The organism is Pseudoneobacillus rhizolycopersici (assembly GCF_054786815.1).
This window is the reverse complement of the sequence record NZ_JBTOOE010000010.1, coordinates 67,914-90,318: the sequence shown is the minus strand read 5'-3', so window position 1 is coordinate 90,318 and position 22,405 is coordinate 67,914. Positions and strand designations below refer to the sequence as shown.

Genomic DNA, 22,405 nt, shown 5'->3' with positions numbered 1-22,405 from the left:
AAACAAAAAGAAGCATGGGAATCATCCCATGCTTCACTGCTCTCTTACCGAGATAACAAAAAGCTCAATTTATGGATCATTAGGGCTGCTTCTTGACGTGTTAGTTCTTTTTTAGCTTGATAGTCGATCGTGCCATCGGCGCCGACGGTTATTTCCGGACCGAAGATTCCGTAAGCAATCATGGTTTTGACGGCATCGCTCGCAAATTCATCCACTTCGCCACCAATAGGAATTGGAATGCTTGGACTTCCCATTAAACGGTGGAAAATGACAGCGGCCTCCTGACGGGTCATTGTGCTGGATGGGGCAAATTTCGTTTCTGAAACCCCAGTAATGACCTTCATATCAAAAAGAGTTTGAATATATTTGGCGCGATCTGATTTGCTACTAACATCGGTAAATGGCAAATTCATATTCTCGCTAACTGGTAATCTAAATCCTTTGACAATCATTTCGACAAATTGTCCGCGGGTTACCGTTTGCGTTGGCTTAAAGGTATTATCCCCATAGCCGTTTATTTTTCCATACATTTTCAATGCAAAAATATGTGAAGCATACGGGTCGGTATGACTAATGTCAGAAAACGGTTTAAAGTCGATTTTTTCTGCATAGCCTGGGTAGGCGTGTAAATATCTTAAGTATTTTGGATTGCCTTTTTCATCTACTTTAAAAGCTAAATATTGACCTCTTTCATCCATAAATAAAAGTGGCCCGATTTGTTTCATAAGATGGGTTCCCATCATGGCATCGGAGCTAGTTAACAGAAGTTGGCCATCGCCTACTACCGCAATATGGGTCGTCGCGGCAAGATGATATACGCCAGGTTTTTCTGTTAGACCCACCATACGTAAGTCCTGATACATTCCCTCAAAACGAGCTAATTCCGTTTTGGGAGTTTGAAGGAAGGTAGGCTCCGTAGCTGGTGCAGGAAAATACTTCTTCATAAACAACGTATAAAGCTTATCATCCAGCAACTCTCCGACTGAACTATTATAGCTTAAGAAGATCCCGATTTTATTGCTAGGAATCATCCACAGTCCTGAACGTGATCCTAATGTTTGGCCACCTTTGTAATAAACCATCTCATCCGTTACACTTGGAGTCCAAAATTGAAAGCCACCTGGAAATTCGAATCCATACGTGGTGTCGGGCATTTTTTCATTAATGGCCGTTTGGAAGTGATGCATGAGATCAGCATTTTCCTTTGATAAAAATGCCTTATCGGCAAATTGGCCATCGTTTAGGTGCATCATCATAAAATTGGTCATATCATGAGCGGTTGTTAACACGCCACCAGCCGGCATAGAAGTAGGTGAAAAACGGTAAGTAGGAAACGGTTGAGATTGTGGACCGTATTCAATCACCGTGCGATCTAAAAGCTCATTGGTTAGGATGGAATAGGTTGAATTCATCTTTAATTTTTGATAGATTTCCTTTTCCATATAGTCCTCATAGGACATGCCTGTTGCCTGCTCCATAATATATCCTAGTAGCGTATAAGCAAAATTATCATAGAGATAGCTTTCTCCAGGTTTACGTAAAACAGGTGGGAACACTTCCTTGATGTAATCTTCTAAACTAACATACGTATTTAAATCATAGGAAATATCCTGTGCGCGGACGTCTCTATTTTCAAATCCGGATGTATGAGTTAATAGGTGCTTAATACGAACAGGTTCTGTGAATGGATTTTGAATTTTATAGCCGTTTAAGTATTTTTGAATATCATCTTCAAGGTTGATTTTACCTTCACTAGCCAACTTCATCACAGCAGTGGCCGTTGTCGATTTGCTGATAGAACCAATCCGGACCAAGGTTTGGTTGGGGTCCATCTTTTTCTGTTTTTCCGCATCTCCGTATCCGTAGCCCTTTTCAAGGATCACTTTATTTCCTTGGACAATACTAACGACAGCGCCTTTAAAATTTAAAGCTTCTAAATTCTCATTTAGGAAGACTGAATCTACTAATTCCTCAACTTCCTTTGGGTTTAATGTCAGTATTTTCTGCTGGGCTACCGTATTGGTCGTCGCAAAGGCATTAGGACTCAACATACCGAAAAACATAAGCACAGCGGACAATAAAACCCAAAACTTCCTCACTTTCAATAAATACAATCTTATCCCTCCCCCATACTAATTGGAAAATATAACTAGTTTACTAGTCTCTATAAGAATATCAAATCAAATCTGTCATCACCATACAATTTAGTCACTTTTTGGTAAAAATTGCGGAAATTTGTAAGTGGGGGATGTTTTCGTGCCTCTTTTGGGGTAAACACGTGGACGGTTCTCGTATTTCTTTCGGCGTTTTTGGCAACCAAGAGATTCCAGTTGAACCCTTTTGGAACCATATTGTTTCGATTAGAGGTTATGGCTGCCCTCGTTATAAGCAATAGGATTTCTCGGGCACGACAAGAAGAAAACGTTGCTCCGTTATGTTGAAGGAATAGCTCCCACGGTGAATTCCATTGCTAAAAAGATGGCATTTCCGCGCTAAAATGAAGGAAAATTGATGTTTTTTGAAGTGATTTAGCTAAAAAATGCTGGGTTTAGGAAATTTTGTGCGGTTTGAGTGGATTTTAGGATGGTTTTATGCTCAAGTTTTTTCATTTATGCCCAACTTTCACGGTTTATGCCCAACTAAAAAAATATATGCCCAACTTTTAAAGACTTATTTCCAACTTTTCGAATATATGCCCAACTTTTGAAGACTTATTTCCAACTTTTCGAATATATGCCCAAGTTTTCAGACATATGCCCAAGTTTTCAACTTTATGCCCAAGTTCAAGTTACCCTATAAAAAATCCCCAACATTCCATGTGCAGTCAAACTTTCTAAAAAAATGCTCAAAAAAAAGAAGCATGAGACCGTCCCCATGCTTCACCATTCCTTTTTAATCACAAAATACGATCCCCGAATGGTTCCCGCCAGTTTCGATTTCTGCCTTGCAAATTTAAACTTTCCTTCTAGTTCCTTTGGTATCTCCATCCCCTCAGAAAGCTTAAAGCCAACGGCACGTTTCTTCGGGTCATCAATTGTGTACAACACATTGACCGAAAGACCATCTTCATAAAACACATAGGTCCATTTGATGTTTTCGACATGGAGTTGCGACGTTTCTAAAGGTTTGGCAGCAAACTCAATATCACGTTCTTCTTTCAAAATTCGGTTGACATAATCAAGGATTTCCTGGCTTTCGCTAGCGGGAACAACGGTAAATTCATGCTTGTATTTGTTCATCAAATAACGGGCTTCATTCGCACGTAAACCAGCAAGCGCTTCTGCAACAGGGGAAGACTCTAATCCAACCGTAGACACATTTTTAAAATCAACGACATAGGCCATTTTTGCTCCTCCTTTTTCAACTTGGATCTGCCTAATAACAGTTGGTTCTTACACTTCCGCTAACACTTTATTCAGATCATCAACCATTTTCGCCCAACCATATTTCGCGCCATTGAATGCTTGATCTTCTTTTTCGAAGCCAGTTTGTTCAAGATGTAGGTGAGTTGTTCCATTCTCTTCCTTCAATGTCCAAGTAACGATTGTGTTGATGGGGCCACCTACCCATGTGTAAGATAGCTTATTAGGCTTATCCACTACTAAAACTTCACAATCGACAATTAAATTCCACTGTTCATTTTTGAATTGACTTTTATATCCGACGATTGGTTGAAAGTCATTGACCATGATCCATTTTGCTAGGGTATCGGAATCTGTTAATGCGTTCCATACCTTTTCGATTGAACTTTTAAACTGAAAATCTAATGTTACGTCTGCCATGCGTTATTCCTCCTCTAATAAACTCCGTAATCGTGCTACATTTCCTAACCAAAACTTTTCGTAAAAAGATACCCAATCCTTTATCTCCTGAAGGGGGTAGGCGTTTAGTCGATACCTTGTTTCTCTACCAACTTTGCGGTCAGCGACTAAACCAGCGTCCTTTAGGACAGCAAGATGTTTCGAAACAGCCGTACGCCCCATTTGAAAATGAGGGGTTAATTCATGAAGCGGTAGCTCGTCTGCCTCTGCCAGCAAACCGAGCAGTTTACGTCTTGTTGGGTCAGCAATTGCTCCATAAACATCACGCTCTTGGTTTTTCTCGTTCAAAAATCCCCCCTCCTTGCCAATTGGACACCAATTAGTGTCCTAATTATATGACACTAATTGGTGTCCAGTCAACTTTGTTTTTGATGAATTGAAAATGTATTATTTTCCACATTGAAATATGGGGGAGGATAATAGTCTAAGTTTGGTAACTCATCCTCGCACTGACCGTTATTCCTTAATCGTGATTTTCCGATTATTAAATGATCCCGAATGCTCCAATGTGATATGAGCTTGGAATCCCTTAATGCTATCGGCACGGAGCAAAGTGTCTTGATTTTTTAACTTTTTCCAGTCAGAATGATGTTTTCGGTAAAGCTGATGTTCTAGGTTTAAAAAATCGACATCATGTTCTAAGCCGAGTTGATATAATTGTCTGACCTCCGAAAAGATGCCTTTTTTCACAAACTCCTCCATCGCATTCACATTAATCGTATTATTTCTCATCCGATTACTAACATTCCCGTCGGCGAAGTAGAGGATGGTGAAGCGAAAGTTCCCGTCTTGTTTTTCGGGCTCGATTTTGACCATTTGGTCTTCAAGCACCGCTAGAAATTCAGAGTTATGTTCATTTGGTAATAGGATGGCAGCTCGTACCGTTTCTGGCGTGATCCAACGTATACCTTTCAGTTTTTCATATGGAAAAAATCCTTTGTACTTCAGGTCTTTTTGAAAAAATGCCCCATCGATGGCAAGTTTCGACTCGTGCTTATTATTTTTCTTCCACTGTGTGTCATTGACTGAGAGCGAAGGAATATAAGTGGTGAGACTTGGTTCAAAAAATTCTCGCATAAATTGATTTAATTTTATTGGGTGGATCGTCGAGCTTTGCTCATATGAACTTTCCGGTTTATGCAATAGGGTATTCAATGAGCTTTGATTAAAAAATCCATTCGTGGAAAGAATCTCGTCCATTGATTTTTTGGTTCCGAAAATCCATGGAGTTGGCCGGAATTCAGAATAACGGGTTAATCCATCGAAAACACCACTTAACCCCTTTTTAAGGACATTTTCACTTAATACAATGGCTGTTACATTTGCCCACAGAAACCGTTCTTGTGCGGTATGATAGGCTTTGAAAAATCCATCAATAAAGGTTTTTCCGCTCGTTTTGGAAACATAGACCTCAGCTGGCGCTTTTTCGCCGCCTTCTCTTTTGGCAACAGAGCTCAATCCGACCATTTGGATATAGACATGATATTCGTCGTCTTGATAGTCAACCCCGATGGCAACGGCAAAGTTTTGATTTTCGACTTCACTGATGTCGGTGGTACAAGCGGTAACGAAGAGGAGGAAAAGAATAAGAATCGTAGAAAAAGCCAGCTTTGATTTTCGTTTCATATTATTTTCTCCGCTTCTGGATGAATGAAATGCCGAATTTTTTTCGATCAAATGGGTTCACAAAGAAAGCTTTTAAATATTCTTTGAATTTTAGTGATGCAATCGGTTCGAGATAGGCAATTTTAAACGATTCTAGATTCGAAAGGTAAATAAGAATACTTAGGAATCCGATAAAAACCCCATACACGCCTAAGATCATCGAGATTAATAGGACATAAAAACGGAGGATACTTACGGTCCCAACTAGTGATTGGTTCACTAGTGTATAGGTTGCGACAGCTGATAACGCAATAATCACAATCATCGTTGGGGAAGCAAGACCTGCTCGAATGGCCGCATCGCCGATAATAATACCGCCGACAATCGAAACGGTTTGACCGAGAACGGACGGCATCCGAACCCCGGCTTCCCTTAACAATTCAAATAATCCGAGTATAAAAATCGCTTCCAGTCCAATTGGTAATGGTAGCCCTTCACGCGAGACCACGACAGTGGCCAATAGGGCAAATGGCAGTTGGTCAATATTGACAGCAGAGAGCGAAACCCAAAATCCCGGCAGGAAAACGGCGAACATTAAGCCGACAATCCGGATGGACCGTCCAAACACCACTAGATAGTAGGGGAAATGAACATCCTCAGGCGATTTAATCAGCTCAAAAATATTGACGGGCCCAATTAATACGGAGGGCGACCCATTAACCAATACAATAAATCTTCCACGCAACATGCTTTCAATGACAAAATCGGGACGTGTGACATAATCGAATAATGGAAACAACGAAAATGAGCGGTCGGATAGCCATTGCTCCAATTGACCACTGCTCACCACACTTTCACTTTGAAAATCCTTCAGTCGCTTGCGGATTTCCTCGATCATGTTTGGATTGGCTTTATCATTTAAATAAAGCAAGGAAACTTCTGTTTTACTAATCGAACCTAAGGTGAAGGATTCGCAATACAACTGCTTAGATTTCACACGTTTGCGGATTAAAGAGATGTTTACATAGATCTCCTCGGTAAAACTATCCTTCGGTCCTTTAATGGAAACCTCTGTATTCGATTCTTGTGGATTTCGTTGAGGTACCTTGCTAATATCATATACATGAAAAAACGGAGTCCCTTCCTGAAACACAATCAGTGAACCCGAAAACACACGGTTCATCATGTCATTCATTTTTTTGATATGCTGGACAGGCGGGATCCCTTCCGAAAGCTGTGTGGATTCTTCATGGCTGATACTAAAAATAATTCGGTTAAAATACTCATTTAACTGGGTTGAATCAAGCATTCCTTTGCAATAAAATGCTTGCAGCCTATCGTCTTTTTCATTTGGAATGAATTCCAAATCAGCATATGGACGGAAAAAATGTTTCACCTCATGGCAGGTTAACGTTCTGTTTGCTAATAAATTGTCTAAATTTTTCATGTTCATATATTGTGAATTCCTTTCTTCATGGGCAAATGGCTAATGATCCATAATGCCAACGAGATGATCACCGCCATTAGAAGAGCAACTGGATAAAAGTATTTTCCAACGATAGATTGTACCCATATATCGCTTAACGGAATTAACGTTAATAATCCTAGTAGCAGTGATGAAACGACTGTTACGCGCTTTTTTTTAGAATCCGTTAAATGGGCTTTAACTAGATCAGCGAGTAAGTATAAGCCTAAAGAAATTCGGATAATTTCGCCGCTCAATAATTGAAATACCGCCAAAAAGTCAACATGCGAGATATACTCACCCAAGGTAATCAGTCGCCATTGTTCAAAGGCTGGGAACCGCATATTCGCTGCAACGGATGGTCCAAATGAAGATAAGGAACCCATGGTCGGGCCCAGAATCAGTCCCGCTAAAATAGTGATAAGAAGGAACAGATTGAACAAAGTAAACGATTTTTTTAAATGGTGTTGAAGCAGCAAAACCACAAGCAAATCCGCGCTTCCTCCTAGAATGATGGTGCTCCCTTTTAAAACGGGGGAATAGCCATCGACTAGAATAGGGAAAAGATAGGAATAATCTTTTTCTTCCATCGTAAACCAAGCCACAAAAATCCCCAGCATCCATACAATCGGCAATAAAACCGCTGAAACATAGACTATCGATTTCAATCCCCTATAGGCGGACCATGCGCTAATGACGAGGAAGGGCAGCATCACCACAAAGGAAGGGGTTCGCGGCAGAAAATAAATATTAATCGATTGGATTAAATCGTAAAATGAAATCGCGCTAATCGTAAAAACATAAGCCACTAGGATGCTAACCATTATGCGTGAAATCGCGGTCCCGGCACGTGCCTTTATCCAGTCATAAAAATGGAGCTGCTGGTGATTTTTTTTCATAATGGAATAAAGAATTAATCCCCAGAACAGTAAGAAGGCATAGGAAACGAAGACACAAATCCACGCATCCCGTTTTCCTGCTGTAAGCAAATGAGGCATGATAAGGACATGGTTGGAAATGCCAATAAAAAGGATGAGTACAAAAAATATTTGAGTCCGAGAAAAAAGCATCGTAACACCACCTAACAAAATCCCAATGTTGTTAGGTTTTGTTTGTGTTTCCAAATTATGCATAGCAAAAGGGGGAGAGAGGGTTTATTTATTGTCTTTCTCTTTTCGAAAAAGCGACTATTCAGTCTTGTAACGGTTTATGACTGATGGTAAAATATACAAAATATGTAGATGGAAAGTGGTGGGAATATGAGTGGTGATGAAATCAAAGCTCTCCTTATATTAATGTTTCTTCCGTGGATTATGGCACTTATTCTCATTCCTATTTATTTACCTGTCATTTGGTTACAGAAAAATATCGATACCATTTATCGAGAATACCAACATCTGTTAAAAAGATTAAGAATCGCACCACGTCAATATAGGCGCTGAGTAAAACACGGGGACGGTTCTGGTGTTTCAAAAAGCGGTTCGCAAGAGCTCAAACTGTCTAATAGACGATTTTATTGGACAAATCGCGGTTCGAACAAGAGCCCAAACTGTCCTTAACATGGATATTTTGGGCTTCCTTCTTTAAACTTTCCATAAGTTCATCAATATTTATATATTCCAGCCAATCTTTCTCCCCAAGGGACTTGTTTCGTTTTAAAACCAGCGATAAATTGTTGTAGAGCTATTACGTCATATTTTGTCTGCTTAAAGGACACATTGATGGTTTCGTCTATTTCAATAATGGCGTATTTGGCTAAGGGGCCAAAGTTATCAATTCCAACTGGACCTGGATTGATATATATTCTTTGGTCAGATTGAAAAAAGTGAACCGCATGGTGATGGCCAAAACAAATGACGGAACTAAGGGAGTCACTGTAGTGGCTTTCTAATTTTTTCAGACTAGGTTCTGTATCACTATCCATAATGGTTTGATTTTGGTCTAGGTGATAGTGGGCGAAATGAAACTTTCTGCCTTCCAATTCTTCGGTTATGGTAAGAGGGAGATTGACAAGCCAGGATCTGAATGTTGGATCGACTTGGTTCGCGATCCACTCATGATGATCTCTTAACACGTCATTTGAATTTTCCAATCCATTTAGTACATTGATCACCTCTAAATCGTGATTTCCCTTTACAAAGGAAATATTTTTTAATGCTGTCAACTGCTCAAGTACCTCATTGGTTTCGTGCCCAATTCCAATTGTATCCCCTAAACAATAGATATGACTTATATCGTTAGCCTGTAATTCCTGTAAGACTGCTTGAAGTGATGATGCGTTTCCGTGAATATCTGATATAATGCCTATTTTTGTTCCCGTAATCATCTGATCTCTCCTTATCGACAATTGAAGAATCTTTTACTAATCTTACCACCGATAGTTTAAAACTGACCAGTTATTTTAGATAAAAAGTTAAAATTTGGGTCATAATTGAATGTGCAATAACATTAATAATATAGTAAACTATAATAAAACTAACCGGTCATTTTAAAGTAGAAAAAATTAAGAAAATGAGATATAAGGAATATAAGAGACTTTTTCATAATCGCATCTATCGGTATTTATTTTTGGCGCAGTTTAGCTCGCAGTTTGGTTTGATAATTGGCATTACGGCTTTAATTTTAGGAATCTACTAAATTAGCACCCTTCCAAGGCTAACTAATAGGGAAAGGGATAAGGGAGTGAAAACTGCAGGATAATATTTCATCTAACTTGGAGGGCTCGTCATGGAGAATGCGGCTATTGAATATGAGGTAACTCATAAAAAGGTTTTATATCGAAATAAGGAATTTGTTCTTTTATGGTTTGCCAGTTCCTTTACTGGCCTTGCTTTATCGATGTATATGTTGTTGGAAACTTGGTATGTGGTAGATGTTTTAGAAAAGAAATCGATGTTGGGTTTCGTGCTGATGGCGACTACACTCCCGCGGGTTTTATTAATGATGCTCGGGGGAGTAGTGGCAGATCGAGTGAAATCCTCCACCATTATGTTGCTATCAAATAGTTTAAGAGGCGTTCTACTCTTATTTATGATTTTGCTGATTGGCTTGGATTTATTAAACATCTGGTCATTGATTGGAATAGCCTTGCTGTTTGGTGTATTAGATGCTTTCTTTTGGCCAGCAAGCTCATCAATCATTCCCGCTTTAGTGGATAAACAAGTTTTGACTAGGGCTAATTCTTATATTCAAACAACTAGTCAAATTACGACGATAAGTGGTGCTGTCGTAGCGGGATGGCTCTTATCCTTTAGTTCGTATCGTGTCTCGTTTGCGATTATAGCGATTTTACTTATGCTGAGTGGGGGGCTGGCCTTCTTCATTAATGACCATCATCGAGCGAGGGTATCGAGCGGCTCTACCTGGGGGCAATTAAAGGAAGGGCTTATTTATGTAAAAAAATCGTCATTGCTTCTTAGTACGATGCTATTGGGTGTTGTGGTGAACTTATTGTTTGCCGGACCTGTCTCGCTTGCTGGTCCGATTTTTGTCAATGATCTATTTCATGGCGATGCTAAGGATTTAAGTTATGTTCAAAGTGCTCTCCCCATCGGGATTGTGATAGGGGGCTTATTAGTCGCCTGGTGGAATCCGACCAAAAAAAGGGGAAGAGTATTTCTCAATCGACTTCTTATCATGGGTGTGGTCTTAGCGTTATATAGTCAAATCACGGAATTATGGCAATGTATCTTTTTTGCCGCGTGGCTTGGTATCTTAATCGCAGCCGGGATCCCACTCAGGTCACTCATACAAGAAAATACCGACCTGGATAAATTAGGGCGTGTGCAAGGTATCAATTTCACGGCTACGACGGGGTTAATTCCATTTTCCTATGCCTTAACATCTATCCTGCTATCAATCAATGTTTCAATTCAAAATATTCTCTTATATAGCGGAATGTTTTTAATCCTCGTTACGGTACTAGCCTATTGGAAATTTCCCGTTTTGAGAAATGCGGAGTAAAAGTAGCGGTGGCGGGGAAGAAGTGCTAATAGAAGGCTCCCAATAATGACCTGAACTGACCGATTGGTGACCAAAATGAACTTGTGTGACGAAGATTGGAAAGAAAATTTGGTTTTTTTGGTGGTTTTCATAAATATGTGGCATTGATTTTTGATGAATTTACTCACTAACGCAGGTTTAGAGAGAGTTTTTATTTCCAACTTTCATGATATATGCCCAACTTTTAAAATAGAGGAGGTTGCGTGGAAAGGGGACGGTTTACAGACCTCTTGTCCCAGAAATCAAATTTCGAAAGGGGGTATTTTACTTCCATATTATTGAATTAATTCTTGAAAAACGGTTTCTATTATGATTAAATAAACTGTACAGTCGGTTTTAATCGAAGGTAGGGAAAATACCTATTATATTTACTGATCATACTCACATTTAAATTGTGCTTATTATTATAAACTTTTATAAACTGACCAGTCACCCTCAATGTTACTCGTCACTCTCCACTCTCGTTTTCCGAGAGTACCCGAAGTTTACAAAATACTAAACCGTAAAGAGGTGTTCGAATATGCATAGAAGGTTAAATGAAACGCCTTTGCTGAAAGTGAAAAATTTAGAAACAGTCTTTGAGATTGAAGGGAAGGATTACAATGCCGTCGACAATGTGACTTTCACAGTAAACCGTCAGCAGATTGTCGGGATTGTCGGCGAATCAGGTTGTGGCAAGTCGGTCCTGTCGCTCTCTATTATGAGCCTGTTGCCGAAGGGAGTAGGGAAAATTCGCTCAGGGGAAATCCTCTTTGAAGGAAAGCGTTTAGAAAGGTTAACGGAGAAAGAGATGAATACGATTCGCGGAAAGGATGTCTCGATGATTTTCCAAGAGCCGATGACCTCTTTAAACCCGGTATTTACCATTGGATTCCAATTGCAGGAGGTTTTATTAAATCATCAAACCATGTCGAAACAGGTGGCCCGTCAAAAATCTATCGCTCTTTTAAAACAAGTCGGGATCTCGAGGCCAGAGAAAATCGTGGATGAGTATCCCCATCAATTGTCAGGTGGAATGAGGCAAAGGGTTATGATTGCGATCGCTATTGCTTGTCAGCCTAAGTTACTAATTGCCGATGAACCGACTACGGCATTAGATGTGACTGTTCAGGCGCAAATACTTGAATTATTAAAAGAAATTCAGGAAGTCAATCACATGTCAGTCATCCTCATTACCCATGACCTGGGGGTAGTGGCGGAGATGTGCGACGAGGTCATTGTCATGTATGCAGGTAGAATCGTGGAAAGAACCAATGTTGATCAGCTTTTTCATCATCCGAAGCATCCTTACACGAAGCTGTTAATGGGAGCGATTCCGAAAATGGATGAAGACGCGGAGGAATTGAGCACGATTAAAGGGATTGTACCTTCTCTTAAAAATATGCCAGCCCAAGGATGTCGGTTTGCTGCCCGTTGTCCACAAGCCATGCCGGAATGTACAGAAAGAACACCGGTATTAGCTGAAAATGATTGGAATCATGAAGTAGCCTGCTTCTTATATGAAACTAGCAATTTGCCAAAGGAGGGGAAATGGGTATGAATAAGGCAATGGTCACAGCAACTGGTACAAATGAGCCCTTATTAGAAATTCGGAATCTTAAAACCTATTATCCTGTAAAAGGTGGATTTTTTCGCAGAACGCTTGGGCATGTAAAAGCGGTGGATGATGTATCCTTTTCTATTCAAAAAGGAGAAACTCTTGGTCTTGTTGGGGAGTCAGGTTGTGGGAAATCGACCACAGGAAGAACCATTATTCGCCTATTGAAATCAACCGAAGGCGAAGTGATCTTTAACGGAAAGGATTTTACCAAAGTAAATGGAAAAAGCCTCCGGGAGATCCGAAAAGATATTCAAATGGTCTTTCAGGACCCTTATGCCAGTTTAAATCCGATTCAAATGGTCGGGGACATTATTTCTGAGCCAATTCGCAATTTTAAAAGAATCCGTAAAGACGAATTGAAGCGGGAAGTGTTGGAATTACTTCAGAAGGTAGGACTACCTGAAGACGCCTATGATAAGTATCCCCACGAATTCTCAGGCGGTCAGAGACAGAGGATTGGAATTGCCAGAGCTCTAGCACTAAGGCCTAAATTGGTTATTGCTGATGAACCGGTATCTGCCCTCGATGTGTCTGTCCAGTCTCAAGTTCTAAATCTATTAAAGCAGCTGCAAAAAGAATTCGAGTTAACCTTTTTATTTATCGCCCACGACCTCAGTGTCGTGAAGCATATGAGTGACCGTATTGGGGTGATGTATCTGGGAAACATTGTGGAAATCGCCGATTGTCATCGTCTATATGCCGAGCCCTTGCATCCTTATACCAATTCCTTAATATCGGCTATTCCAAACCCGGATCCGCGCAAAAAATCGACGCGGATTGTCCTTAGTGGGGATGTGCCGAGCCCTCTTAACCCGCCTACAGGTTGTCCATTTCATCCCCGCTGCCTACAGGCGAAGGCGGAGTGTTCGCAATCGAAGCCGGTTTTAAAGGAGGTGAAGCCAGGGCATTTTGCGGCTTGTCATCTATTTTAGAAAAACCTAATGATAATTAAGGAGGAAGGAAAATGAAGAAATTATATGCTTGGATGTTCGCCTTCATGCTAATCTTGTCAGCGTTTTTAGCTGCATGTAGTGATAAGTCTGACAAGGCAAGTTCAGGAAACAACAATGATAACCAAGGGACCGAGGAAGTTGGCCCTAAGGAGGGCGGGATCTTAACCTATGCTCTTGACTCAGAGTTCAAAGGAATCTTGAACTGGAACTTCTACGATCTGGATGGCGACGATGATATTCTCGAATTTATTGATGAAAACCTAATCGGATTTGACGAGAATTTAAAACCGGAGCCTAATATCGCCAGCTGGGAAACAACGGATAACCAACATTTCACCTTTACATTTGAAAAAGGGGTGAAATGGCATAATGGCGAAGAACTAACTGTTCATGACTGGGTTTTCGCGTTGGAAACCATTGCAACGCTTGGCGGTGAGCATCATCGCTGGTCTAACGTGAATACCATCGATGGTGTGGTTGCCTTTAATGAGGGCGAAGCAGACAAGATATCAGGTTTGGAAGTGGTGGACGACTACACGTTGAAGGTCAAGTTTGATAAAGCGCGCATTAATAACCTTGAAAATTTATGGACGTACCCATTATCTCGCAAGGAGTTTGAAGGAATAGCACCAAAAGATATGCTGGCATCTCCTCAAGTTCGTACAAAGCCTATTGGAACGGGTCCGTTTAAGGTAGTAAAAGTAATTCCAGGTGAATCGATTGAGCTGGTTCGCAATGAGGATTATTTTAAAGGAAAGCCGCATATTGAGAAAGTCATTATTAAGGTGATTGATAGTTCCTTGACGACTGGAGAGCTTAAGAATGGAACAGTCGATATGACTCCATTCCATCCTAGTATTCGTCCGGAAATTGACGCATTGGACAATGTGGAGATTGTTCGAATTCCAGCTACAAGCCATTACTATATCGGTTTTAAATTTGGAAAATTTGATGGTAAGAAAAATGTCATGAATAACCCGAAATATGCCAATAAGAAATTACGTCAGGCGATGCTTTATGCCCTAAATCGCGAAGAGTGGGTGGATGCCTTCTTTAATGGATTGGGTAAGCCAATTAATCGTCCAATCCCGAGTGGTCATTGGATTGCTGCACCAAATGAGGAGTTGCCTAATCAGTATACGTACAATCCGAAAAAGGCCAAAGAGTTACTTGACGAAGCGGGATACAAGGACATTGACGGTGATGGATTCCGTGAAGATCCAAATGGGGATAAATTTGAAGTGAAGTTCTCCCATTATGCAACCGGAAACCCGACTTTTGAAGCGCGTGCAAAAGCGTTTACGCAAAACTGGGAAGAAGTGGGGCTAAAATCAAGCCTTCAAATGCCAGATGTTAACTTATACTATGACCAACTTGAAAAAGATGATAAAGCGCTGGAGGTATTCTACGCAGGTTTTGGTACCGGAGCGGATCCAGACCCACTTCCATCCTGGGGAATCACGTCCATTTGGAATTATTCACGCTGGGTCAATGAAGAAGCAGAAAAGCTGCTTCAAGATGCCATCGATATCAGTGTAGTGGGGACCGACTCTGATAAACGCAGGGGACTCTATGTGGATTGGCAAAAAATCATTAACGAGGAATTGCCTGTATTGCCAATTGTCGAACTTGAAGATGTCATGGCCATTAACAAGCGTGTGAAGGGTGTTGTGTACGATATTTCAGGTGCCAATAGTAAGCATTTATGGTGGATTAATGAATAAAAGTAAGAGCGTTAATGGATAAGGAGTGTCATGATGCTTAAATATACATTACGGCGTTTTCTTGGAATGATACCCATGCTATTCCTTATCTCCATTGTAGTGTTTTCCCTGGCCAAATTAATGCCAGGGGATTCCCTAGGTGGAGAGATTGACCCGAATAATACCGATCCAGCCTACATCGAGGAAATGCGCGAAAAGCTGGGTTATAACGACCCCATTCCTGTGCAATACTTTCGATGGATTTCGAATTTTATTCAGGGGGACTTTGGAATGTCAACAAGATACAAAGTTCCGGCTAGTGAAATCATCATGGACAAAATACCCAATACCCTTTTTCTAAGTGTCACTTCCCTTGTGATTACGTATTTCCTTGCCCTTACTATGGGGATTTATTCCGGGCGAAAACCATATACCTTAGGTGATAATCTCATTTTTGGTATGAACTACCTGGGACTTGCTTTACCATCCTTTGTGGCAGGGGTATTCGCGATTTATCTATTTTCTTTTACACTTGATTGGTTCCCATCCAATGGGTCTGTCGACATTTCGGTACAAGCTGGTACATTTGAATATTATTTAAGCCGACTTCATCACGTTATTTTACCAGCTCTCGTGTTGGGCGCGCTAGGAACAGCCAATTATACGCAATTTTTACGAAATGACATCATCGAAAATAGCCGCAAGGATTTTGTCAGAACAGCTCGCGCAAAAGGCACATCTGAATCAAAAATCTACAATAAACATATTTTGCGGAACTCTATTATTCCATTAGTCACCTTCTTGGGCTTCGACGTTGCTAACCTTGTTGGAGGGGCGATTATTACCGAAACCATTTTTACCTATCCTGGTATCGGTCAATTATTAATTAATTCCTTATCCACTCGCGATTATGCCGTGTTAATGGCCCTTACGATGATGTTCTCATTCTTAACTTTGTTTGGAAATCTGTTAGCGGATATTGCGTATGGCATCGTCGATCCGCGTATCAGAATGGAATAGGAGGCTGCCTATGGAAATGTCAACATCTACTCAAACACCTGTGCTAGTACAGCCTGAGAAAAGCATGTCACCCTTTCGTCTAGCACGCAGAAAATTTATGCAAAATAAACTCGCGATGACAAGTTTCTTCTTTTTGCTCATTGTGACCTTACTATCGTTTTTGGCTCCTTATATTACGACAACGGATATAACTAAAATCCATCTTGGACAGATGTCATTAAAGCCTTCTGCTGAACATTGGCTTGGTACTGATAAAAGTGGTCGGGACGTCTTCACCCGATTATTATATGGCGGCAGAGTATCCCTGCTTGTGGGTATTTCCTGCACGGTATTTGTTGTCTTTTTTGGCACTTTGGTTGGAGCTTTGGCCGGGTATTTCGGTGGAAAAACAGATGGGATTCTGATGAGATTGACGGACTTTATGTTAAATTTTCCGTTCCTCGTATTTGTTATTGTGTTAAATACGATTTTCTTCGGTAAGTTAAATGGACTTTGGGTTCTTATTATCGTCATTAGTGCACTCCAATGGGGCGGAGTCGCGAGGATTGTTCGCAGTAAGGTTCTAGCGGAAAAAGAAAACGAATATGTATTAGCCGCTATCTCCATCGGCTGTTCTCCGTTTCAAGTTATTGTCAAACATTTATTGCCGAATGTGTTATCGACCATCATCGTGCAGGGAACATTACTTTTTGCCACGATGATTGTCGCCGAGACAGGCTTAAGTTACCTTGGATTTGGAGTGCCTTCAGAAACACCAAGCTGGGGAAATATGCTGTCCTTTGCCCAGGAACCCGATGTTCTACATGGAAAGCCTTGGATTTGGATCCCGCCTGCACTTGCCATTACCTTAACAATCCTATCGATCAATTTTGTTGGCGAAGGGCTAAAGGATGCCTTTAATCCACGTTTGCGAAAATGAAGGAAGCGAGGGGGCGGATCGTCCTCTGGCTTTCTTTATGTTTTTTAGGACCTAAGAATTGCAAGTATACCTCCTCATATGGATTTCCTTTTTAAAGCATTATGTTTATAATAATGGTTGAATTTAATGATACCCGTGTATCATCTTTATACGATAAATAATGGGAAGTGAACCATTAATGCCGCCAATCATATCCGAAGAATATAGGGAAAAACGAAAATCGTTGATTGTGAAAAGCGCTTTAGAGTGCTTTGCTCAAAAGGGCTTCGCCACTACAACGGTTCATGATATTGGAACTCGTTGTGGACTTAGTAAGGGTTCGATTTATACTTATTTTGATAGTAAAGAAGCCATTTATTTAGAATTATTACAGCAGGCAACGGAAAAAGATAAAGAGGATATTAATAAAAATTTCCATAAGCTCCGTTCGTCCTATAGTAAGATTAATTTTTTGTTTGATGTCTATCTTCATTTAGATCCGTTTGATCCCCAAAAATTGGGGACAACCGTCGTGTTTTATGAATTTACGTTTCATTGTACACGATCTGAAACCTTCTTAGAGCCGATCACGGAAAGAGGGAATTTTTTAGTTAATCTAATAAGAGAAACCCTCGAACAGGGGCAGGAGTCAGGGGAGTTTAGCAAGGACATCGATGTGGACGTATATGCCCATAAGTTTTGGTTAATCATTGATGGCGTATCTTTGCAAACCATCTATAAAGATTTTCCGTACTATGATGTGTTTAGAGAAATGAAGGAAATGTATTTAGAGGAAATTAAAAATAAATGAGTCGCTTTCTTTAGCTAAACGAACCTGTTTGGCTTTTATTAGGAGGTAAGTATGGTTAATGTAAAGGAAGATTATAAAGAGGAACAACGAAATAAGGTATTGGCGGGGGCTTTAGAATGCTTTTCTTCAAAGGGATATGAGGCCGCAACAATTGATGATATTGTCAATCAATCCGGCATTAGTAAGGGCTCTATTTATAAACTATTTAACAATAAAGAAGAGATTTATATTGGATTAATGTATCAAATTACTAATGAAGAAATCGATGTAATCCGGGCGATTTTAGCGGCCCATCCAACAGCCCAAGAGAAAATCGCTGCGCTGTTTACAGAGTATTTAAGTAAGGATCTCCAGTTACGTGCGTTTTTGGTTCAATCTGAATTTGAACTGTTCGCTTCACGGAGAGAAGACATTCTGACATTATTAGAGGGAATTCGGCAGACGAAGCTTCAACTGATTGCAGATGTATTAAAGCAAGGGATGGAAAAAGGAGAATTTAAAAAAGAACTTGATGTAACGGTTTTTTCAGAACTATTTTGGGCTTTTGTTGATGGAGCCATTACCCATAAACTACATTTTCCTGATTATCCTTATCAGGAGATGGTGAAGGGGCAGAAGGAAAGCTTTATGAGGAAAATCATTATTCATGAAAGGTCTCATATAATATGAGGCTTATTTTTTTTATAAAATATCGCATTGGCAAGAATAGATTCTCATCAGTTTATTTTAAATGAATTGGAAATCTATGATTAGATACTCAATATTTGCAATATGGTGATATTTTGGTAAAATTAAAATGACTATTCAGTTTAATAGAATTTTTGATTTTATGGAGGAAGATATGGGGAATCATTTAGTTGAAATTAAACCAGTTACACAGGAAAATATTAGGGCGTGTGCAAAATTAGAAGTTTCAGAGGACCAAAAGCAGTTCGTTGCTAGAAATTTAGCTACGATTGCTTGGGCTTATGTGGATCCGAAATTTACCCCTTATGCGATTTGTGATGGAGAAACTGTTGTAGGTCTTGCGGCTGTGGAATATATTCCGGAAAATGAAGACTATGATCGACATTGGGTACCTAGATATATGATAGGTGAGCAATTTCAAGGTAAAGGCTATGGAAAACAAGGCATGTTACAATTAATTGAGATGATTACAAGCCAACACCCTGATTGCTCGAGGGTCCGGCTTTCCGTTGTTCCTGAAAATGAGGGAGCGATTCGCTTTTACAAAAGCATTGGCTTTGTTGAAACGGAAGAGATGCTAGAAGATGAAAGAGTAATGGATTACTTTATTAAAAATCAGGTTGCCAAATAATAGTGAGGGCCATCTCGACATTATCAAGGTGATAAAAAAGGAGTCTGCGAAATCTCGTAGACTCCTACTATTTAATCTAGCAAAGTTTCAAATTCATTCAGCAGTTCCGCAAAGACATCCATTGCGTCTTGGATAGGCTTTGGTGAGGCCATATCAACACCGGCAATTTTTAAAAGTTCAATCGGGGCGTCGGTGCCACCGCTTTTTAAGAAATTCAGATAATCCAGAACAGCTGGAGCGCCTTCTTCTAGGATTCGTTTCCCGATCGCGATAGCGGCCGCAAAGCCTGTCGCATACTGATACACATAAAACGAACGATAGAAATGAGGGATTCTTGCCCATTCGTAACGGATTTCCTCATCTTGGATAATCTCGCTGCCATAGTATTCCTGGTTTAGCTTGTAGTAGATGTCACTAAACTGTGTCGACGTTAAAGGTTCCTCGTTTTGCACCTTCTCGTGGACAATCTTCTCGAACTCCGCAAACATTGTCTGCCGGAACATTTTCCCCTTGAACAGTTCTAGGAAGTAATTAATTAGATTTTTCCTCATGGCTGGGTCGTTCGTTTTCTGCAACATATGGTACATTAACAGAACTTCATTCACTGTTGAGGCGACTTCGGCCACAAAGATGACGTATTGTGCATATAGGTAAGGATTTTCGCTGTCGCTGTAATAGGTATGAAGGGCGTGACCCATTTCATGAGCGAGTGTAAATAGACTATTTAAATCATTCTGGTGATTGAGTAACACATATGGATGCACTCCATACGTTCCCCATTGATAGGCACCACTCATTTTCCCTTCATTGGTAAAAACATCGATCCATCGATTCGTTCTGGCTTCTTTTAATACAGAGATATATTCCTCGCCAAGAATCGAGAGTCCATCCAACATGATATCATAGGCCTCTTCATAAGGAATTTCTTGTTTCGTGTTGGAAACAAGTGGGGCATAAATGTCATACATATGAAGCTCAGGAAGGTCTAAAGCTTTTTTACGAATCGTAATGTATTGGTGCATTAGATTTTGATTGGCCTTCAAGGTATCGACAAGGTTAGCGTAAACATCCACATTCACATTATTCTCAAAAAGGGCATGCGCCAGAGAAGATGGATGGTTTCGAACCTGACTATAGAATAAGTCCTTTTTAACATTTCCTAGGTACGTACTTGCGATGGTATTAATGAAGGAGCCGTAAGATTGATAGGTGTTTTTGAAGGCGCTCTTTCGGATTTCTCTGTTCTCACTAGCGATTAATTTTCCAAATGTCGCACTTGTCAGAGTAAAACTGTTCCCATCTTCATCTATAACAGGCTCAAACGTCATATCCGCGTTATCCAGCATCGTGAAGGTATGGTCAGCTGAATATAATAGACCGGTTTGGGAAATTAACTTTTCTTGTTCCTTTGATAATTGGTGAGGCTTCGCCCTAAGGATATTGTCCAAGTACTTTTTGAAAAATAATAATTCCGGGTTGGAATAATAGACTTCTAGCGTTTCTGAATCAAGCTCCAATAATTCTGGAACAAAGAAGGAGCTCGCTTTAGAATATTTAATTTCTAGTGGCTGTAAGCGTTGAAGGAGTTCCTGTCTCTGTGTATCTTTGGTGTTCTCATCGTGTAAAAACTTTGCATAAACCAGTAAACGTTCTTGGGTAAGGTTTATCTCGGTCATGAGCTGAAGGTAGCCTAGGAGAAAATCTGGACCTTTGGCGATCGTCCCTTCGAATTGGCTCATTCGGTTTATTTTTTCACTGACGGCTTGAAAATCTTCTTCCCATTCGGCTAAAGAAGGGTAAATATCAGCTAAATTCCATTGATATTGCGTATCCATTTGCTCGCGAAGCATGACTTCCATGAGTTCATCTCCCTTTTTGTTTTTTGTTGTTAAACTAACCGGTTAGTTTAATAAAATTACTATACCTTATTTCAAGAATTTTTTCCATTAATATGAACATTAATACTAAATAAACAATTTATTTCGTATAAAATAAATGAATTGAAAATTCCCTACTATTGTGATTAAATCTAAATAAATAGGTTAGAAACTAACCGGTCGTTTTAATAATTAAGGAGGAAGCTATTTATGAATGAAACGTTAAAGATGTTTAAAGAGCTTACCGAGGTCCCGGGGGCAGTTGGATTTGAGAGTAAGGTAAAAGATACTCTTCATAAATGGATTGAGCCATACTCAGATTCAACGAATACAGATGGATTAGGTAGTTTGATAGCGGTAAAAAACGGAACGTCAGAAGGTCCTAAAATTATGATTGCGGCCCATCTAGATGAAGTGGGCTTCATGGTTACCCAAATTACCAAGGAAGGTTTCCTTAAGTTTATGCCTTTAGGTGGTTGGTGGGGGCAAGTTTTACTGGCGCAACGAGTGAGGATTGTTACCCGGACAAAGGAAATAATCGGAGTGATTGGTTCGAAGCCCCCTCATGTTTTAAGTGCTGCCGACCGCCAAAAGCCAGTAGAAATAATGGATATGTTTATTGATATCGGAGCATCAAGTAAAGCGGAAGCAGAAGAATTTGGTGTCAAACCAGGCGATTTTATTGTGCCAGAATGTCCGTTTACCGTGATGGAAAATCCAAAATTAATGATGGCCAAATCTTGGGATAACCGAATCGGCTGTGCCATTTTGGTAGAGGTTTTTAAACGTTTACAAAATGAAAAGCATGCCAATACCGTTTATGGAGTGGCAACTGTGCAAGAGGAAGTGGGGTTAAGAGGTGCACAAACATCTGCGAATATGATTAAACCAGATATCGCTTTCTCTATTGATGTTGGCGTGGCAAGAGATACTCCAGGGCTCAATGCTGACATACCTGCCAAAATCGGCGCTGGGCCACAAATCGTTTTGTTAGATAAAACGATGGTTCCCCATGTGGGGCTTAGAAACTATGTGATTGACTTAGCCGAAAAATATCAGATTCCATTTCAATATGAATCGATGGCAGGTGGGGGAACGGACGCAGGAGCGATTCATTTAACCGGTAGTGGTGTAGCTTCCTTAGCGATTACGATTGCAACTAGGTATATCCATAGCCATGCTTCGATTATTCATTATGATGATTTTGAAAATAGTGTTAAGCTTTTTGTGGAATTAATCAAAAACGTAGATTGTGCAACTATCGCCAAATTGTAAAGTGATGGGGGTAAAAACGAGTAAAAAAAGCGGAATGATAAAAAACGGAGCAGGAGA

At 40.2% G+C, this 22,405-nt stretch carries 20 protein-coding genes; 11 read left to right on the top strand and 9 right to left on the bottom strand.

Annotated features, from left to right (window positions below; genetic code table 11):
• Positions 1-44: 44 nt before the first annotated feature.
• The 7 genes from ACX9YW_RS12350 to ACX9YW_RS12320 form a co-directional block, all read right to left on the bottom strand.
• The gene (locus tag ACX9YW_RS12350; RefSeq protein ID WP_460346742.1) at positions 45-2,114 is read right to left on the bottom strand and encodes a serine hydrolase domain-containing protein; all 2,070 of its coding nucleotides are present in this window, start codon (positions 2,112-2,114) and stop codon (positions 45-47) included.
• A 765-nt stretch (positions 2,115-2,879) separates the two neighbouring features.
• Positions 2,880-3,344, bottom strand: coding sequence for a DUF8821 family protein (locus tag ACX9YW_RS12345; RefSeq protein WP_460346740.1), 465 nt, complete (start codon positions 3,342-3,344; stop codon positions 2,880-2,882).
• Positions 3,345-3,392: 48 nt separating this feature from the next.
• Positions 3,393-3,782, bottom strand: coding sequence for an SRPBCC family protein (locus ACX9YW_RS12340; RefSeq protein ID WP_460346738.1), 390 nt, complete (start codon positions 3,780-3,782; stop codon positions 3,393-3,395).
• Positions 3,783-3,785: 3 nt separating this feature from the next.
• Positions 3,786-4,109 (bottom strand): ArsR/SmtB family transcription factor, encoded by a 324-nt coding sequence (locus tag ACX9YW_RS12335; RefSeq protein ID WP_460346736.1) that lies wholly within the window; start codon positions 4,107-4,109, stop codon positions 3,786-3,788.
• Between the two features lie 168 nt (positions 4,110-4,277).
• Positions 4,278-5,447 carry a Ger(x)C family spore germination protein gene (locus tag ACX9YW_RS12330; protein ID WP_460346734.1) on the bottom strand — a complete coding sequence of 390 codons (1,170 nt, stop codon included), beginning with the start codon at positions 5,445-5,447 and terminating at the stop codon, positions 4,278-4,280.
• Between the two features lies 1 nt (position 5,448).
• Entirely contained in the window at positions 5,449-6,879 is a 1,431-nt protein-coding gene (locus tag ACX9YW_RS12325; protein WP_460346731.1) for a spore germination protein, read from the bottom strand.
• On the bottom strand, positions 6,876-7,961 hold the full coding sequence (locus ACX9YW_RS12320; protein WP_460346729.1) for an endospore germination permease: 1,086 nt from the start codon (positions 7,959-7,961) through the stop codon (positions 6,876-6,878). The genes ACX9YW_RS12325 and ACX9YW_RS12320 overlap by 4 nt, the downstream gene beginning before the upstream one ends.
• A gap of 189 nt (positions 7,962-8,150) precedes the next feature.
• Here ACX9YW_RS12320 and ACX9YW_RS12315 point away from each other — a divergent pair, with 189 nt between their 5' ends.
• Positions 8,151-8,333 (top strand): hypothetical protein, encoded by a 183-nt coding sequence (locus ACX9YW_RS12315; RefSeq protein ID WP_460346727.1) that lies wholly within the window; start codon positions 8,151-8,153, stop codon positions 8,331-8,333.
• A 161-nt stretch (positions 8,334-8,494) separates the two neighbouring features.
• Here the strand turns inward: ACX9YW_RS12315 and ACX9YW_RS12310 are convergent, their stop codons facing one another.
• Positions 8,495-9,217: a metallophosphoesterase family protein gene (locus ACX9YW_RS12310; RefSeq protein WP_460346726.1), complete on the bottom strand. Its 723-nt coding sequence runs from the start codon at positions 9,215-9,217 to the stop codon at positions 8,495-8,497.
• 401 nt (positions 9,218-9,618) lie between these two features.
• On the opposite strand from ACX9YW_RS12310, the gene ACX9YW_RS12305 reads away from it, so the two are divergent.
• From ACX9YW_RS12305 to ACX9YW_RS12265, 9 genes are all read left to right on the top strand, one after another.
• A complete protein-coding gene (locus tag ACX9YW_RS12305; protein WP_460346724.1) occupies positions 9,619-10,854 on the top strand; it encodes an MFS transporter in 1,236 nt (411 codons plus the stop codon).
• Positions 10,855-11,413: 559 nt separating this feature from the next.
• Positions 11,414-12,433, top strand: a complete 1,020-nt coding sequence (locus tag ACX9YW_RS12300) for an ABC transporter ATP-binding protein (protein ID WP_460346722.1) — start codon at positions 11,414-11,416, stop codon at positions 12,431-12,433.
• Positions 12,430-13,425: an ABC transporter ATP-binding protein gene (locus ACX9YW_RS12295; RefSeq protein ID WP_460346720.1), complete on the top strand. Its 996-nt coding sequence runs from the start codon at positions 12,430-12,432 to the stop codon at positions 13,423-13,425. The genes ACX9YW_RS12300 and ACX9YW_RS12295 overlap by 4 nt, the downstream gene beginning before the upstream one ends.
• Before the next feature lie 32 nt (positions 13,426-13,457).
• A complete protein-coding gene (gene opp4A / locus ACX9YW_RS12290; protein ID WP_460346718.1) occupies positions 13,458-15,170 on the top strand; it encodes an oligopeptide ABC transporter substrate-binding protein in 1,713 nt (570 codons plus the stop codon).
• A gap of 33 nt (positions 15,171-15,203) precedes the next feature.
• Positions 15,204-16,169 (top strand): oligopeptide ABC transporter permease, encoded by a 966-nt coding sequence (gene opp4B / locus ACX9YW_RS12285; protein ID WP_460346832.1) that lies wholly within the window; start codon positions 15,204-15,206, stop codon positions 16,167-16,169.
• A 10-nt stretch (positions 16,170-16,179) separates the two neighbouring features.
• Entirely contained in the window at positions 16,180-17,088 is a 909-nt protein-coding gene (opp4C, locus tag ACX9YW_RS12280) for an oligopeptide ABC transporter permease (RefSeq protein ID WP_460346716.1), read from the top strand.
• 178 nt (positions 17,089-17,266) lie between these two features.
• Positions 17,267-17,878, top strand: a complete 612-nt coding sequence (locus ACX9YW_RS12275) for a TetR/AcrR family transcriptional regulator (RefSeq protein WP_460346714.1) — start codon at positions 17,267-17,269, stop codon at positions 17,876-17,878.
• Positions 17,879-17,929: 51 nt separating this feature from the next.
• Entirely contained in the window at positions 17,930-18,547 is a 618-nt protein-coding gene (locus ACX9YW_RS12270) for a TetR/AcrR family transcriptional regulator (RefSeq protein ID WP_460346712.1), read from the top strand.
• 172 nt (positions 18,548-18,719) lie between these two features.
• Positions 18,720-19,196: a GNAT family N-acetyltransferase gene (locus ACX9YW_RS12265; protein WP_460346710.1), complete on the top strand. Its 477-nt coding sequence runs from the start codon at positions 18,720-18,722 to the stop codon at positions 19,194-19,196.
• A 71-nt stretch (positions 19,197-19,267) separates the two neighbouring features.
• Here ACX9YW_RS12265 and pepF read toward each other — a convergent pair whose 3' ends face one another.
• Positions 19,268-21,055 carry an oligoendopeptidase F gene (gene pepF / locus ACX9YW_RS12260; protein ID WP_460346708.1) on the bottom strand — a complete coding sequence of 596 codons (1,788 nt, stop codon included), beginning with the start codon at positions 21,053-21,055 and terminating at the stop codon, positions 19,268-19,270.
• Between the two features lie 228 nt (positions 21,056-21,283).
• Between pepF and ACX9YW_RS12255 the strand changes: the two genes are divergently transcribed.
• The gene (locus tag ACX9YW_RS12255; protein WP_460346706.1) at positions 21,284-22,348 is read left to right on the top strand and encodes a M42 family metallopeptidase; all 1,065 of its coding nucleotides are present in this window, start codon (positions 21,284-21,286) and stop codon (positions 22,346-22,348) included.
• Positions 22,349-22,405: the final 57 nt, after the last annotated feature.

Bases quoted from the DNA above. Each gene is read 5' to 3' on its own strand.
- ACX9YW_RS12265 (WP_460346710.1), top strand. From the start codon at position 18,720: ATGGGGAATCATTTAGTTGAAATTAAACCAGTTACACAGGAAAATATT.
- opp4A (WP_460346718.1), top strand. From the start codon at position 13,458: ATGAAGAAATTATATGCTTGGATGTTCGCCTTCATGCTAATCTTGTCA.
- ACX9YW_RS12310 (WP_460346726.1), bottom strand. From the start codon at position 9,217: ATGATTACGGGAACAAAAATAGGCATTATATCAGATATTCACGGAAAC.
- ACX9YW_RS12255 (WP_460346706.1), top strand. From the start codon at position 21,284: ATGAATGAAACGTTAAAGATGTTTAAAGAGCTTACCGAGGTCCCGGGG.
- ACX9YW_RS12275 (WP_460346714.1), top strand. From the start codon at position 17,267: ATGCCGCCAATCATATCCGAAGAATATAGGGAAAAACGAAAATCGTTG.
- ACX9YW_RS12325 (WP_460346731.1), bottom strand. From the start codon at position 6,879: ATGAACATGAAAAATTTAGACAATTTATTAGCAAACAGAACGTTAACC.
- ACX9YW_RS12270 (WP_460346712.1), top strand. From the start codon at position 17,930: ATGGTTAATGTAAAGGAAGATTATAAAGAGGAACAACGAAATAAGGTA.
- pepF (WP_460346708.1), bottom strand. From the start codon at position 21,055: ATGGAAGTCATGCTTCGCGAGCAAATGGATACGCAATATCAATGGAAT.
- opp4B (WP_460346832.1), top strand. From the start codon at position 15,204: ATGCTTAAATATACATTACGGCGTTTTCTTGGAATGATACCCATGCTA.
- ACX9YW_RS12305 (WP_460346724.1), top strand. From the start codon at position 9,619: ATGGAGAATGCGGCTATTGAATATGAGGTAACTCATAAAAAGGTTTTA.
- ACX9YW_RS12315 (WP_460346727.1), top strand. From the start codon at position 8,151: ATGAGTGGTGATGAAATCAAAGCTCTCCTTATATTAATGTTTCTTCCG.
- ACX9YW_RS12300 (WP_460346722.1), top strand. From the start codon at position 11,414: ATGCATAGAAGGTTAAATGAAACGCCTTTGCTGAAAGTGAAAAATTTA.
- ACX9YW_RS12295 (WP_460346720.1), top strand. From the start codon at position 12,430: ATGAATAAGGCAATGGTCACAGCAACTGGTACAAATGAGCCCTTATTA.
- opp4C (WP_460346716.1), top strand. From the start codon at position 16,180: ATGGAAATGTCAACATCTACTCAAACACCTGTGCTAGTACAGCCTGAG.
- ACX9YW_RS12320 (WP_460346729.1), bottom strand. From the start codon at position 7,961: ATGCTTTTTTCTCGGACTCAAATATTTTTTGTACTCATCCTTTTTATT.
- ACX9YW_RS12340 (WP_460346738.1), bottom strand. From the start codon at position 3,782: ATGGCAGACGTAACATTAGATTTTCAGTTTAAAAGTTCAATCGAAAAG.
- ACX9YW_RS12345 (WP_460346740.1), bottom strand. From the start codon at position 3,344: ATGGCCTATGTCGTTGATTTTAAAAATGTGTCTACGGTTGGATTAGAG.
- ACX9YW_RS12330 (WP_460346734.1), bottom strand. From the start codon at position 5,447: ATGAAACGAAAATCAAAGCTGGCTTTTTCTACGATTCTTATTCTTTTC.